Source organism: Enterococcus sp. LJL51 (genome assembly GCF_054871795.1).
In genome coordinates this window covers 17,829-30,298 of sequence record NZ_JBTXLW010000005.1, presented here as the reverse complement: position 1 = coordinate 30,298, position 12,470 = coordinate 17,829, and the positions used below count along the sequence as shown (strand labels likewise).

16 protein-coding genes are annotated in these 12,470 nt (G+C 37.1%); 14 read left to right on the top strand and 2 right to left on the bottom strand.

The features are described from left to right. Positions 1-229: 229 nt before the first annotated feature. Together ACYSNQ_RS06730 and ACYSNQ_RS06725 are read right to left on the bottom strand one after the other, a co-directional pair. Complete coding sequence (locus ACYSNQ_RS06730; protein ID WP_426082110.1) at positions 230-1,000, bottom strand: DeoR/GlpR family DNA-binding transcription regulator; 771 nt, start codon at positions 998-1,000, stop codon at positions 230-232. 16 nt (positions 1,001-1,016) lie between these two features. Next, entirely contained in the window at positions 1,017-1,778 is a 762-nt protein-coding gene (locus ACYSNQ_RS06725; RefSeq protein ID WP_426082109.1) for a hypothetical protein, read from the bottom strand. Between the two features lie 201 nt (positions 1,779-1,979). Here ACYSNQ_RS06725 and ulaG point away from each other — a divergent pair, with 201 nt between their 5' ends. From ulaG to comGG, 14 genes are all read left to right on the top strand, one after another. Beyond that, on the top strand, positions 1,980-3,044 hold the full coding sequence (gene ulaG, locus ACYSNQ_RS06720) for an L-ascorbate 6-phosphate lactonase (protein WP_426082108.1): 1,065 nt from the start codon (positions 1,980-1,982) through the stop codon (positions 3,042-3,044). 85 nt (positions 3,045-3,129) lie between these two features. Continuing rightward, positions 3,130-3,588 (top strand): PTS sugar transporter subunit IIA, encoded by a 459-nt coding sequence (locus tag ACYSNQ_RS06715; protein WP_426082304.1) that lies wholly within the window; start codon positions 3,130-3,132, stop codon positions 3,586-3,588. A gap of 15 nt (positions 3,589-3,603) precedes the next feature. Then, entirely contained in the window at positions 3,604-5,073 is a 1,470-nt protein-coding gene (locus tag ACYSNQ_RS06710) for a PTS ascorbate transporter subunit IIC (RefSeq protein ID WP_426082107.1), read from the top strand. Between the two features lie 44 nt (positions 5,074-5,117). After that, entirely contained in the window at positions 5,118-5,417 is a 300-nt protein-coding gene (locus ACYSNQ_RS06705) for a PTS sugar transporter subunit IIB (RefSeq protein WP_426082106.1), read from the top strand. 104 nt (positions 5,418-5,521) lie between these two features. Beyond that, positions 5,522-6,163: a 3-keto-L-gulonate-6-phosphate decarboxylase UlaD gene (locus tag ACYSNQ_RS06700; RefSeq protein ID WP_426082105.1), complete on the top strand. Its 642-nt coding sequence runs from the start codon at positions 5,522-5,524 to the stop codon at positions 6,161-6,163. Position 6,164: 1 nt separating this feature from the next. Beyond that, on the top strand, positions 6,165-7,025 hold the full coding sequence (locus ACYSNQ_RS06695; protein WP_426082103.1) for an L-ribulose-5-phosphate 3-epimerase: 861 nt from the start codon (positions 6,165-6,167) through the stop codon (positions 7,023-7,025). Positions 7,026-7,038: 13 nt separating this feature from the next. Beyond that, positions 7,039-7,719 carry an L-ribulose-5-phosphate 4-epimerase gene (locus ACYSNQ_RS06690; RefSeq protein WP_426082302.1) on the top strand — a complete coding sequence of 227 codons (681 nt, stop codon included), beginning with the start codon at positions 7,039-7,041 and terminating at the stop codon, positions 7,717-7,719. Positions 7,720-8,507: 788 nt separating this feature from the next. Further along, positions 8,508-9,464: a competence type IV pilus ATPase ComGA gene (comGA, locus tag ACYSNQ_RS06685; protein ID WP_426082102.1), complete on the top strand. Its 957-nt coding sequence runs from the start codon at positions 8,508-8,510 to the stop codon at positions 9,462-9,464. Then, positions 9,418-10,461 (top strand): competence type IV pilus assembly protein ComGB, encoded by a 1,044-nt coding sequence (comGB, locus tag ACYSNQ_RS06680; RefSeq protein ID WP_426082100.1) that lies wholly within the window; start codon positions 9,418-9,420, stop codon positions 10,459-10,461. Before comGA ends, comGB begins: the two co-directional genes overlap by 47 nt. After that, positions 10,458-10,781 carry a competence type IV pilus major pilin ComGC gene (gene comGC / locus ACYSNQ_RS06675; protein ID WP_426082099.1) on the top strand — a complete coding sequence of 108 codons (324 nt, stop codon included), beginning with the start codon at positions 10,458-10,460 and terminating at the stop codon, positions 10,779-10,781. Before comGB ends, comGC begins: the two co-directional genes overlap by 4 nt. Further along, on the top strand, positions 10,756-11,211 hold the full coding sequence (gene comGD, locus ACYSNQ_RS06670) for a competence type IV pilus minor pilin ComGD (RefSeq protein WP_426082098.1): 456 nt from the start codon (positions 10,756-10,758) through the stop codon (positions 11,209-11,211). Before comGC ends, comGD begins: the two co-directional genes overlap by 26 nt. Next, complete coding sequence (locus tag ACYSNQ_RS06665; RefSeq protein WP_426082097.1) at positions 11,186-11,512, top strand: competence type IV pilus minor pilin ComGE; 327 nt, start codon at positions 11,186-11,188, stop codon at positions 11,510-11,512. Before comGD ends, ACYSNQ_RS06665 begins: the two co-directional genes overlap by 26 nt. Next, a complete protein-coding gene (gene comGF / locus ACYSNQ_RS06660) occupies positions 11,475-11,957 on the top strand; it encodes a competence type IV pilus minor pilin ComGF (protein WP_426082096.1) in 483 nt (160 codons plus the stop codon). Before ACYSNQ_RS06665 ends, comGF begins: the two co-directional genes overlap by 38 nt. Continuing rightward, positions 11,941-12,276 (top strand): competence type IV pilus minor pilin ComGG, encoded by a 336-nt coding sequence (comGG, locus tag ACYSNQ_RS06655; protein ID WP_426082095.1) that lies wholly within the window; start codon positions 11,941-11,943, stop codon positions 12,274-12,276. Before comGF ends, comGG begins: the two co-directional genes overlap by 17 nt. The last annotated feature ends 194 nt before the right edge of the window (positions 12,277-12,470 follow it).

Genomic DNA, 12,470 nt, shown 5'->3' with positions numbered 1-12,470 from the left:
AATATCATAGCTCAAAAAAACTTCTCTGTAAATATTCCTAAGAGTAGAAACGTTGAATAACTTTAATTTTGCTCATTTAAACAGGTTATAAATGATACCAGTGAAATAGGTATGAAGACTACAACGATAATTTTGTGCAGGTTTTATTCTTATTTAAACAGATAGAAACTGCTGAGCTGTCTAGAGCATTCAGCAGTTTTTATCTATGTGACAGTCTTTCTATGCTTAATCAAACCTCTACCTGAATAACATGAACCCCTTCTTTTTCTATTGCGTTAATGGCTTCAGGAGAGGCAAAGGTGTCTGTAATTAAGTAATCAATATCCTTAATATTTCCGCTGGTAAAGTTAGATGAAAAACCAATTTTTCGATAATCTGCAACAACAATGACCGGTCCGCGGGTTCGCTCAATAATTAAAGAATTAATCTTAGCTTCATGGAGAACGGGAGTAGTGATACCATCCTCTAAGCTTAACCCTGAACAGCCGATAATAGAAATATCAGATGACATCTTTGAAAAGGATTCAATGGCGATATCTCCAACCAATGCTTCTTTAGGAAAACGGATTTCCCCGCCTGAAAGAATAACAGTCGAATTAGGATGATGATCAATATTGGCAACCTTCACATTGTTTGTGACAATAGTTACGCGTTTTTCTTCCAGCTTTTTAATGGCAGCGAGAGCGGTAGAGCTAGTATTAATAAAAAGTGTATCTCCCTCGCTAACAAATTCAGCAGCTTTTTGGGCAATTAAACATTTAAGTATTTCCAATTCTTTGTTGTAAAGCTGCTCATTTTCTTTTTGAATTATCTTTGCCTTGCCGTGTTCCCGTATCACCTGACCCATTTTTTCAAGTGCAGTCAAGTCGCGGCGAATTGTAACTTCTGACACTGCCAGCTGCTCGCTAATTTCTTTAATTGATATAGAGGAAGCAGCGGTTTTTAGCAAGTCAAGAATACGCTCTCTTCTCTCCTGAATTGTCTTGTAGGAACTCTTCATAAAAATCTCTCCCTGTTCATATAGTCGTTAAGTGCAAAGTGTTTCCCAGCGTTCGAGCTTCCTTCAGCAAACGGTTTCCATCGGACACTGCACCAGACTTAACAGTGCTGCGGCCCTGCATATAGTAGAGATAAGCGAGTTCCCGATTATTTAGTCGACTAGTGTCAACCTGTTCAAAGGCTTCTAGGCTCTTTTTATTTCTACCTTGAACATAATACTTTATTCCCTCAATTTCTGACCAAGAATAAAGGGGACTAATCTGCTTTGTTTTTAGTTGTTTTAACTTAGTAAGCGATTCTAGCGCTGTATCTGCTTTTTCAAATTCCTCTAAAAAATAAAAGCAGTGAAGTTGTGTATGGTAATAAATAAAAAGGTAGTCAAAGGTCGAGCGGAAAAATTTTTCGTTCTTTGCTAAGTGCTCCAGACATTCATTATAATGACCTTTATCCATTAGTAATAAGGCATCGAAGATACGAAGGGAACCAGTAAAGCCCTTGAACAAATCAGCTTTATACAGCTGTTTCTTCAATTGCTCTGCTTTGATAATATCACAATCGAAAGTTAGTGCGCAGATCATTTTTTCATAGCTTCTTTTTAGATATTCAAACAGAAGTGTGACAGCTAAAGCAGCAATACCAACAACTGAAAAAAACAATTTAGATTCCAGTTTAGGAGATGTAGCTGCTAAATAGATGATATAACCGGCAAAGATACTGTAAATACTCCAGAGTAGTAGTTTTTTCCCAGAATGAAAGACAGTCCACAATATTTTTCTCATGATTCTCACCTCAAACATTATACTATCATAAAACAATCTTAATTTGCACTAAAAAATGATTAAATGCTCGAAAAATATTTAAAAAATGGTCAAACGTTCTTAAAAATATGAAATGCTCATAAAAAAAGATTGAAAACGCTTGATTTTGTTGTAGAATAAATTTGTAAACGAAAACAAACGTGAAAAATTAGGAGGCAGCGTATGGCGACAATTCATGATGTAACAAAAGAGAGCTGGATTTTAAGTACATTTCCAGAGTGGGGCACTTATTTAAACGAAGAAATAGAAAAAGAAGATGTTAAAGAAGGAACAGTTGCGATGTGGTGGCTAGGCTGTACGGGAATCTGGCTAAAATCACATGAAGGGACGAATATACTTTGTGATTTATGGTGTGGAACAGGTAAACGTACACACGGAGACGGTAAGATGAAAAAAGGACATCAAATGATGCGGATGAGCGGATGTGAAAACATGCAGCCGAATCTACGAACTCAGCCATTTGTTATTGATCCATTTGCGGTAAAGAATGTAGATGCATTAGTTGTAACCCATATCCATTCAGATCATCTGGATATTAATACGGCTGCAGCAGTCCATCAGAATTGCCCGGAGGCATCGTTTATCGGACCGCAAGAGGTTGTAAATACTTGGCTGGAATGGGGAATTCCAAAAGAAAAGACAATAGTTGTCAGACCAGGGGACCGCATTAAAGTGAAAGATGTTGAAGTAGCCGCATTGGAAGCATTTGACCGGACAGCGCTGGTAACTTGTGAAGATCCTGAAGTAACATTAAAGGAAAAAATGCCTCAGGATATGGATGAGATTGCAGTAAACTATTTATTTGAAACGAGCGGCGGTAATATTTATCATGCAGGAGATTCCCACTATTCCAATATGTTTGCTAAACACGGCAATGAACATAAAATTGACGTTTGCTTAGGCGCCTATGGTGAAAATCCAAGAGGAATTACAGATAAAGTAACATCTGTTGATATGCTTAGGATGGCCGAATCACTAAATGCAAAGGTAGTAATTCCAGTTCATTACGACATCTGGGCGAACTTTATGGCAGATCCGAAAGAAATCACGGAAATCTGGAAATTTAAGAAAGATCGTTTAGACTACCAATTTAAACCATTCATCTGGCAAGTAGGTGGTAAATTTACTTATCCTAATGATAAAGACAAACTGGAATTTAATTTTTATCGGGGATTTGAAGATGTCTTTGCTGTGGAGAATGATACGCCATTCCCATCATTCCTGTAAAAAGCATATAAATAAAAGAAATCGGGATGGAAAACAAAAAATTCCTCCCGATTGTTTAAAAATAAAAAATGGAAGGGGATACATGATGCTGAAGTATTTCTATGAAAATGATTTAGTACGTTTTAGCGAAAAAAAGCCGGGAAATTGGGAAGAGGCAGTCCAGATTAGCTGCGATAATCTACTTGAGAAGAAAATCATCAATCAGACTTATGTAGAAGAAATTATTGCCTGTGTTAAAGAATTTGGTCCTTACATCGTTATTGTGCCAGGGGTGGCTATGCCGCACTCTTCAGAAAAAAGTAAAGGGGTCTTTGGGACAGCTATTTCCTTTACAAAAATGCCAGCAGACGTTGTATTTGAAGAGGGAAATCCGGAAAAAAATGCCTGTTTATTTTTTACACTGGCAGCTAAAAATCCGGAAGAACATATGGAAAATATTGCGAATTTATCTGAGCTGCTGATGGTAGAAGGCTTGATTGAAGATTTATCTGCGACAAACTCACTGGCAGATTATCAAGGAGTTATGGAAAAATATCAATTATAAGAAAGAGGGGATAAAATGGATCAGGTTTTAGATTTTTTACTAGGAATTTGGGACTATTTTGCTGCAAACATTCTTACGCAGCCTGCGTTTCTTATTGGATTTATTGTGTTATTAGGTTATGTATTATTGAAGAAACCGATTTATGAAAGTATCGCAGGTTTCTTAAAGGCGACTGTAGGGTATCTGATTTTGTCTGTTGGTTCCGGCGGACTGGTTAATAATTTTCGGCCAATCCTTGTTGGACTAAAAGAACGTTTCGATTTAGACGCCATGGTTATCGATCCTTATTTCGGACAAAATGCAGTCACCGCTGGAATTGAAGAGACCTTTGGGCGGACCTTCAGTGATACGATGATTTTACTGTTAATTGCCTTTGTTATGAACATTTTGCTGGTTCGTTTCAAAAAGTATACAAAATTAAGAGCCGTATTTACCACAGGAAATGTTCAGATTCAGCAGGCGGCAACCGCCTTTTGGCTGTTACTCTTCTGTTTCCCGGATTTAGGCCGTATAGAAATCCTGTTGGTAATGGGACTGGTTCTAGGTTGTTATTGGGCAGTTGGTTCCAATTTGACCGTAGGAATCACACAGGAGCTGACTGAAGGGGCTGGCTTTGCCATTGCCCATCAACAAATGTTTGGAATATACATTTTTGCCCGCTTAGCTGAAAAAATGAAAAAAGGAAAGAACAATAAACGAATTGAAGATATTAAGTTTCCAGGTTTCCTTTCCATTTTCAATGAAAATATGGTCTCCACATCCATTTTGATGCTGTTTTTCTTTGGAATAATTATGGTTATATTGGGGCAAGACTATCTGATTCAAGCTGAATTTATGGTTGAAGGGCAAAGCTTTTTCTTCTATATTTTACAAACATCCTTGTACTTCGCCGTTTATCTGGCAATTCTGCAGTTAGGGGTTCGGACCTTCGTGGATGAGCTGACGCAATCCTTCCAAGGAATTTCTAATACGTTGCTGCCAGGAGCTGTTCCCGGCATAGATGTTTCTGCCTCACTAGCCTTTGGTTCGCCCAATGCGGTAACAATTGGCTTCCTGTTTGGCGCATTAGGACAGTTTGTAACCATCGGCTTATTAATTTTATTTAAGTCACCAGTCATTGTAATTGCCGGATTTATTCCGCTATTCTTTGACAATGCAGCGATTGCTCTGTTTTCAAATAACCGTGGAGGAGTAAAAGCTGCTTGTATTTTCCCATTTATCTCTGGGATTATACAGGTTGTTGGTTCCGCTCTAATTGCTTCATTTGTAGGACTGGCACAGTATGGCGGGTATTTAGGCATGTTTGACTGGGCGACAGTTTGGCCAATTGCTACATTACTGATGAAATTCCTTGGCTATTTTGGTATTGCAGTAGTTGTTCTGCTTCTACTAGCCATTCCGCAGCTTCAGTATCGTGCGAATCCGGAAGGCTATTTCCTGATTGCTGAAGATTATGATGAGTATGTAAAAAAGATGGCAGCTTAAATTAAAGGAAAAACACTAACTATAATTAATAGGAGGAAATAATAATGAGAGTATTAGTATCGTGTGCAAATGGATCAGGAACAAGCTTGATGATGATGAGAAGTGTAGAAAAAGGCTTGAAAGAGCTTGGCTTTGAAATCACAAAAATTCATCATTGTTCAATTGCAGAGGGAAAAAGTTCAGCTATGCAGTATGATGTAGTATTTACACCTATGAATTTTCTGCATATGTTCGATGCTGTAAAGGAAAAGGGTGTGACTGTGATAGGAATCAAAAATGTCATGTCTGCAAAAGAGGTACAAGAAAAAGTACAGGAAACGGATTTAGAAGCGACCTATAAGTAAAACAGAAAGCTTCTAAATTTATAAAAAGGCTGGATTAGAAATGAGCGCGGGATAGATTTGTTTCGTATCCTGCGCTCTTAAACTAGAGCGGGAGGAAAATTAATATGAGCAGACCAAATTTACAAGTTGCGTTAGATCATTCAGATCTAGCCAGTGCATTAGCTGACATCGTAAAAGTTGGAGAAGTTGTAGATATAGTAGAAGTAGGAACGATTCTCTGCTTACAAGCAGGAGAGGAAGCGATTCGCTGCATACGGGCGCTATACCCGGATAAGCGAGTGATTGCAGATACAAAATGTGCTGATGCCGGAGGAACGGTTGGAAAGAACTGTGCCGATGCGGGTGCGGATTGGATGACTGTTATATGCTGTGCAACAATCCCTACTATGAAAGCTGCAGCTGAGCAAGTTGGAGAAGTTCAAGTAGAGCTTTATGGCGACTGGACCTTTGAACAAGCACAGCAATGGCTGGATGCCGGCATCTCACAAGCCATCTATCATCAAAGCAGGGATGCTCTTTTTGCAGGAGAAACTTGGGGAGAAAAGGATCTGACTAAAGTTAAAAAGCTGATAGATATGGGCTTTAGAGTATCTGTTACTGGAGGCTTAGAGGTAGAAACCTTAAAACTTTTTGAAGGCGTAGCTGTCTACACATTTATTACCGGGAGAGGAATTACCTCAGCAAAAGATCCTAAACAGGCTGCTCAGGCTTTTAAAGATGAAATTAAGCGTATTTGGGGGGAGTAGAATGACCACTTTAGGAATTTATGAGAAGGCGCTCCCTAGAGGAATCAGCTGGGTAGAGCGGTTGACTCTTGCTAAAGAGCTGGGGTTTGATTTTGTAGAAATGTCTATAGATGAAACAGATGAACGATTAGACCGATTGACTTGGGATAAAAAGCAAAGGAAAGAAGTCATTGATGCAGTTCATGATACCGGAGTTAAAATACTATCTATTTGCTTGAGCGGACACCGGCGGTTTCCTTTCGGATCGAAAGATGCAAGCGCAAGAAAAAAAGCACTGGAAATTATGGCTCAGGCAGTGGATTTAGCTTCTGATTTAGGTGTTCGAACAATTCAGCTAGCGGGCTATGATGTGTATTACGAAGAGAAGACAATTGCTTCCCGAAATTATTTTATTGAAAATTTAAAAAAAGCTGTTACGTTAGCAGCAGCAAAAGAAGTGGTTTTATCTATTGAAATTATGGATGATCCTTTTATCAATTCCATTTCTAAATTTCTGAAGATTAAAAAGCAAATTCCCTCGCCTTATTTACAGGTTTATCCAGATTTAGGCAATCTTTCTGCATGGTCGGAAAATGATGTCGGTTATGAATTAGAAGCAGGAATCAGCCAGATATCGGCTATTCATTTGAAGGATACACTGGCAGTAACAGCAGATTTTGATGGAAAATTCAAGGGAGTTCCATTTGGTACAGGCTGTGTCGACTTTTCAGGATGCTTGAAAACCTTGAAACGTCTTGGATACAGCGGACCATTCCTAATTGAAATGTGGAGTGAAACTAGTTCAGACCCTAAAAAAGAGATTGAAGATGCCAAGGAGTTTCTATTTCCTTATTTGAAGGAGGCGGGATATTTTGAGAGATGAAGTAATTAAAAAAATGAAGGAACGGGTTTTTCAAGCGAATTTGGCTTTGCCAAAAGCAGGTCTGGTGAAGTTGACTTGGGGCAATGTCAGCGAGATTAATCGAACTTTGGGTGTGATTGTAATCAAACCCAGCGGTGTACCATATGAGAAAATGACAGTAGAAGATATGGTGATCACTGATTTAGATGGAAATATGTTGACAAAGGGTATGAAGCCCTCCTCTGATTTGGCAACTCATGTCATTCTCTATAAAGAATTTTTAGAAATTGGTGCAGTTGTACATACCCACTCCAAATATGCTGTTATGTGGGCGCAGGCCGGCCGAGAAATTCCAGCGTATGGAACAACCCATGCTGACACTTTCTATGGTCCAGTCCCTTGCACCAGACAGCTTAGTGAGAAGGAAGTCAAAGCAGCCTATGAAAAAGAAACTGGAAAGGTCATTGCTGAACTGTTTCAGCAGCAGTCAGTTGATCCACTAGCTGTTCCAGGAGTTCTTGTCTATGGGCATGGACCTTTTACCTGGGGAGCAACACCTCAGAAAGCAGTAGAAAACAGTATCGTGTTGGATGAAATTGCAGAGATGGCACAGTCAACCGAGGAGATAGGAGGAAAAATAAAACCGATTCCTAACTATTTATTAGACAAGCATTATTTTAGAAAACATGGTAAAAATGCTTATTATGGACAATAAAATGAAAAAGGATTATAGTTTAATTAGATGGAATTGTATAAAATTTCAAATTAATTACGTTTAATTATTACTAAAAAAATAATTAATATTTTTAGTATGATTTCTCAAAGAAATAGCTTTCAGGTATAAGAAATTGAGAAGAAATAAATTTTTTTGTTTGATATAATGTAAGGGATCTAATGCTTTGTTTAAGCATAAAATCAAGGCGTTTTGCTGACCCTTTCAGCTAAATGCCTTGTTTTCTCAAAAATTTTAATAAATCTGACAATTTTTGAAAACCACGAGAGCAAAATTTTTAGTATAATGATGGTATCAAGTATTAATAAACTATTTTGGGGAAGATAGTGCATTAAATCTCTTTATAATACAACAGCTACTGTTCAGGCAGTAGCTGTTGTATTATTTTATGCACTAATTCTGCATATTTTACAGAAAGACAATAAGAGATAAGTAAGAAATCGATTAAATAGTGTATTTCTTAAAAATAGAGTTGAAAAAGACAGTTGAAAACACTATCTGCCGACTAATTATATTAAATATAGGTGATATCTCCTGCCAGTTTCACTTATGTAGGAACATCTAGTGGAACGGTATGCGTACGAAGAAAAAGGCAAATGCTTATCCTAATTACGGCAATTGCCACCTCTTTTCGTAAACAAAGATAGAAGTAGGATATTTTTATTTTTTAATAGGAGCTGTATTTCTTCCGAAGTCTGAAGTTCATTAATTTCAGACTTTTTTTGCATGTTTAGAATTCTTTTGCGTAGCTTAATCTTGAGGAGGAAGCTATGGATATTAAAGAATTTTCAAAAGAGCTGATTGAATGGGGTGTACAAAATAAAGCTCAGGATCTGTACATCTTACCTGAAAGGACAGGCTATAGCATTTTATTTCGAACAGTTCAGCATAGGCAAAAATATAAACAGCTGTCAAAAGAACATGGAGAGAAGCTAATATTTCATTTTAAGTTTATTGGACAAATGGATGTTGGTGAAAAGAGAAAGGCACAGACTGGAGCAGTTACATACGAGGTTAGGGGACAAGAACGCAGGCTTCGGCTATCTTCCGTAGGGGATTTCCGGCAAAGAGAAAGCTTAGTCATTCGTTTTCTACATTTTTTTGGAGACAGCAAAGAGTATTACCTGCTGCCTAAACAGTTGGAAACGGTCAGTAAAGAGGTGAAGGCAGCTGGACTGCATTTATTTTGTGGTCCTGTTGGTTCAGGAAAAACTACTTTAATGTATAAGCTTGCTAAAAATTCAGGAGTAGATGCTCAGATTATTTGTATTGAAGACCCTGTGGAAATTGAAGAGGAAACATTTCTCCAGCTACAGACAAACAATAAAATAGATATGACCTATAATGCATTGATTAAGGCTTGTCTTAGACATCGACCGGATATTTTAATAATCGGTGAAATCAGGGACGGACTAACTGCTCAAGCAGCCATTAGAGCCTCACTAACAGGGCACACAGTTTTTGCAACAATACACAGCAGGGGCATTACTGGAGCGACTGAACGTTTACTGGAGTTGGGCATACAGACCAGAGAACTAGATGAGTGCCTAAAAAGTATTATCTATCAGCGGTTGTTGACGGTAGATATTGAGGGGGAGATTCCTGCTTTACTGATGGAGTATCAGTTCTCTGAATCAAAAACAATGGGGTGGAACAATTTATTGAGAAAGGTATGGGCTTATGGATTTATCAGTACGGAAATTTATTACAAAGAAAAAAGAACCTAAATTAACTAAAAAACAGTCTTCTGGTTTTTTTAAGCTTTTAGCAGAGCTGTTAATGAACGGTTTTTCTTTAAACGAAAGCTTTTCATTTATGAGAAAAGCCAAGGTATTGCCGGCAGCATTAATTGATTTTCTCATAGATGGGTTGGAAAGTGGTGAGGAATTAACCGAATCTTTAGTAAAATTGGAGGTTTCTTCTGAAATTATCACTCAAATAGAATTCGCTCAAAGGCATGGAAATCTAGCGGCAACTTTGACAGGCATTGAACAACATATGGGGATTATGCAAAAACAGAGAGAGAACCTTTCAAAGATACTTATCTATCCATTTATTCTTCTACTGTTCCTATTTGCAGCACTCATCGGTATGAGACAATTTTTGTTGCCCCAGCTTCAGATGAGCGGCCTAACAACTACTGATAATTTTGGTATTCAATTTGTTAGAGCCAGTCCCTATGTTTTAGGTGGCGGTATGCTGCTGCTTATATCATTGACTATCAGTGTTCGCCTTTTGCTTAAAAGAAAGACTCCTTTTAATAGAGCCGTATTTCTAGCAAAAATACCAGGATTTCGATCATACTATATTCAATATACCTCAGCATTTTTTTCTTTGGAATGGGGAAAGCTTTTTTCTCAGGGAATGGAAATTAAGCATATTGTTGTCACAATGAAGGGGCTCCTTAATGAATCACTGATGAGGGAACTATCCGAAATCATTGAGAGAGGTTTGCTAAAAGGGGAACCTTTCTACAATCAGTTAGAATATTTTCCGTTCTTTTCTGAAGAGCTGGCATTAATTATTCAACAAGGAGAAGTTAAGGGAAACTTAGGAAAAGAGCTAATGATTTATAGTGAAATATGCTGGAGAAGCTTCTTTCTGCGAATAGAAAAGCTGATTCAATGGCTTCAGCCAATAATTTTTTTGATTATTGCATTGGCTGTAGTTGGAATTTATGCAGCAATGCTGCTGCCAATTTATGGAGGGATTGATACATTATGAAACAACAAAAGATAGCAAAAAATCACAAAAATAATAATATGGAAAAAAAGCTGCGTAAAAAAAAGCTAAAAGGTTTTACACTTTTGGAAATGCTCATCGTTTTATTAATCATTTCCGTTCTAATTCTGCTTTTTGCTCCAAATTTATCTAGACAAAAGGACAATATTGACAAAAAGGGCAATGCAGCGATTATCAAAGTCGTGGAAACACAAATGGATGTCTATCGTTTAGAAAATGATCAGACACCAACAGTGGATACCTTACTTTCAGAGGGCTATATTACACAGGAGCAATATGATAAATATCAGGCAAATAAGTAAAGAATACCAGGGCTTCACGCTGATTGAGGCTTTGTTGGTTCTGTTGGTAGCTGCATTTCTTATTAGCATGCCCTCATTGTTGCTAAAGCAAAGCCAGCAAAATATCATTGTGGGACAGTTTTTTATGCGGTTTGAAAAGCATCTGCTATATGTTCAGCAAATGGCGATTGTCAGTGAACGAGATTCAGGCATTTATCTTAATACGAAAGAAAGCCGATTGATTTTCTCCTCTGCAAATGGGGAGGAAATATTGAATATCCCAGAGGAGCTGGTAGTTCAGGGACCTCAAAAAATAGTGTTTAAAAATGGTACGGGAAATAATGGCTCATTGTCAAAATATAGTTTTGAATGGGTCTCTAAGAAAGAAAGGATTGAATTTCAGTTTCAGATGGGAAATGGAAGATATGTCAAAAAAATTCATAAAATATAATGGCTATTTATTTATAGAAAGTTTTTTAGCATTAACGATGCTTACTCTGATAATTGGTACTTATCTTTCTGTGAATAGTCTTTTATTAGAAAAAACAAAAGCACAGGAAACACAACTGGAGATGAAGCGGCTTCTTTACGAAGAAGTGAGGCATTATGAAAACTATGGTGGAACAGCTAGCAAAGTCATTTTTAGAAATAATACTTATTATCAGCTAAGTATTACACTGGAAAATAAGAAAATTGTAAAGGCGGCTATTAAAAATGGGGAAGAATCATTTACGGTTGAAGAAATTGAATAGAAGAATGAGGCTATCTGGTTTTACGCTGTTGGAATGTCTGCTTGCATTATTTCTTTTTTCGTTCATCGGTATAATTAGTTCAGGTTATATCCGGCATACCCAACTGCTGACTAGACGTCTAAACAATGCTTCTGAAAAAGAATGGCATGCCTTTCAAATTCAATTGGAGAATGAACTGAAAGAGTGCAGTTTGACTGCTTTGGAAAGTGAAAAGCTAACCTTGTATGACCAGAAGGAGCAATACACGGTACTTATTGAATTTAAATACAATAAAATAGTGAAGTCAGCAAACAACGGGTATCAGCCACTACTGACTAAAGTGGAAAGAGCTATTTTTACTAGAAATGAAAATCGAATACAGGTAGATGTATTGTTTGAAAACGGCAGAAATCATAAGGGTTGCTGGATTATTCCTAAGGAGCTTGAGTATGAAGCAGAGGTATAGAGGCAGTACGATGATAACAGCATTACTCTTTTTCTATTTATTTGGTGTCTTATTTTTAATTGTCGCAGAGGATTATCAATTAACTGTTCAATATTCAAAAAAGACACAAGCCTTTTATACAGCGAAAGTAATCTGTTCAATGTTTTTATCAGAATTTCGACAGTATCAGAATGAAGATAATCAAGGGACAAAAACTTATTCAAAAGGAGTACTCAATTATAAATTAGAGAATCAAAAAATGACAATGATTGTTCAGACTTCTGGGGCGACCTATACCTTCTATGAAGCGGTTAAAAAAACAGAAAAAGATAAAGAGTAAAAAGTTTGTGAATTGTGTATCTAAATCTAAATGAAAATAACTGGTACAGAACAGCAGTCTGAATGGAAATAATGAGATTTTTTTCATGAAACTGCTGTTTTTCTACTGTAAATGCTGAATTTACAAATAATGTTATAAAATTGATTGATTATTATGCGTTTTTTAGATAAAATAGAACAGGTATGAAAGTTGTT

Excerpts from the sequence above, each read along its gene's own strand:
- ACYSNQ_RS06690 (WP_426082302.1), top strand. The coding sequence starts at position 7,039 with ATGAAGGAACGGGTTTTTCAAGCGAATTTGGCTTTGCCAAAAGCAGGT.
- ACYSNQ_RS06730 (WP_426082110.1), bottom strand. The coding sequence starts at position 1,000 with ATGAAGAGTTCCTACAAGACAATTCAGGAGAGAAGAGAGCGTATTCTT.
- ACYSNQ_RS06665 (WP_426082097.1), top strand. The coding sequence starts at position 11,186 with ATGTCAAAAAAATTCATAAAATATAATGGCTATTTATTTATAGAAAGT.
- comGD (WP_426082098.1), top strand. The coding sequence starts at position 10,756 with ATGATAAATATCAGGCAAATAAGTAAAGAATACCAGGGCTTCACGCTG.
- ACYSNQ_RS06715 (WP_426082304.1), top strand. The coding sequence starts at position 3,130 with ATGCTGAAGTATTTCTATGAAAATGATTTAGTACGTTTTAGCGAAAAA.
- comGF (WP_426082096.1), top strand. The coding sequence starts at position 11,475 with ATGGGGAAGAATCATTTACGGTTGAAGAAATTGAATAGAAGAATGAGG.
- comGB (WP_426082100.1), top strand. The coding sequence starts at position 9,418 with ATGGATTTATCAGTACGGAAATTTATTACAAAGAAAAAAGAACCTAAA.
- comGG (WP_426082095.1), top strand. The coding sequence starts at position 11,941 with ATGAAGCAGAGGTATAGAGGCAGTACGATGATAACAGCATTACTCTTT.
- comGC (WP_426082099.1), top strand. The coding sequence starts at position 10,458 with ATGAAACAACAAAAGATAGCAAAAAATCACAAAAATAATAATATGGAA.
- ACYSNQ_RS06705 (WP_426082106.1), top strand. The coding sequence starts at position 5,118 with ATGAGAGTATTAGTATCGTGTGCAAATGGATCAGGAACAAGCTTGATG.
- ACYSNQ_RS06725 (WP_426082109.1), bottom strand. The coding sequence starts at position 1,778 with ATGAGAAAAATATTGTGGACTGTCTTTCATTCTGGGAAAAAACTACTA.
- ACYSNQ_RS06710 (WP_426082107.1), top strand. The coding sequence starts at position 3,604 with ATGGATCAGGTTTTAGATTTTTTACTAGGAATTTGGGACTATTTTGCT.
- ACYSNQ_RS06700 (WP_426082105.1), top strand. The coding sequence starts at position 5,522 with ATGAGCAGACCAAATTTACAAGTTGCGTTAGATCATTCAGATCTAGCC.
- ulaG (WP_426082108.1), top strand. The coding sequence starts at position 1,980 with ATGGCGACAATTCATGATGTAACAAAAGAGAGCTGGATTTTAAGTACA.
- ACYSNQ_RS06695 (WP_426082103.1), top strand. The coding sequence starts at position 6,165 with ATGACCACTTTAGGAATTTATGAGAAGGCGCTCCCTAGAGGAATCAGC.
- comGA (WP_426082102.1), top strand. The coding sequence starts at position 8,508 with ATGGATATTAAAGAATTTTCAAAAGAGCTGATTGAATGGGGTGTACAA.